This window comes from Rhodopirellula maiorica SM1 (assembly GCF_000346295.1).
GTDB classification, from domain to species: domain Bacteria; phylum Planctomycetota; class Planctomycetia; order Pirellulales; family Pirellulaceae; genus Novipirellula; species Novipirellula maiorica.
This window is the reverse complement of sequence record NZ_ANOG01001105.1, coordinates 1-679: the sequence shown is the minus strand read 5'-3', so window position 1 is coordinate 679 and position 679 is coordinate 1. Positions and strand designations below refer to the sequence as shown.

At 59.2% G+C, this 679-nt stretch carries 1 protein-coding gene; it reads left to right on the top strand.

The window, feature by feature from the left end:
• Nucleotides 1–14 precede the first annotated feature (14 nt).
• Nucleotides 15–679 (top strand): Calx-beta domain-containing protein (locus tag RMSM_RS35705; RefSeq protein WP_315850168.1); only part of this gene is annotated, 665 nt, incomplete at its 3' end.

Sequence of the window (679 nt, the reverse complement as noted above, 5' to 3'; positions counted from 1 at the left end):
ATGGATCGGGAACGTTGGTTTACACCTTTGCCCGAACCGGTGCGACCACCGATGCGTTGGCGGTTAGCTACACCGTCAGCGGGACAGCAACGTCCGGCAGCGATTTCGCCGCACTTTCCGGCACGATCACCATTCCTGCGGGACAGTCGTCCGCAACCCTTAGCGTCAATCCGACCGACGATTCGGTTGTTGAACCGGATGAAACAATCATCCTGACGATTACAGATACGGCGACCTACGATGTGGGTGCGGCAGGTGCAGCGACCGGCACGATCACCAACGATGATGCGGATCCGGTCACACCGGTCGTTACCGTCGCGGTAGCACCGACAGCCGTTAACGAAGACGGCACTGGTACATTGGTCTACACCTTTACGCGAACGGGCGCTACCACATCCGCGCTGACGGTGAACTACTCGGTTAGCGGCACCGCGACCTCGGGCAGCGACTTTTCCGCGCTCTCAGGCAGCGTGACCATTCCGGCCGGCCAGTCCTCTGCGACCGTCAGCGTCAATCCGATTGACGATACCACCGTCGAGCCAAATGAGACGATCGTACTGACCGTCGTCGATACCACCTCTTATGACGTTGGCACTGCTGCGGCGGCAACAGGAACGATCACCAACGACGACGAAGTAGTTGTGAATCCTGGGACGATCGCGATCTCACCTGCGACAAC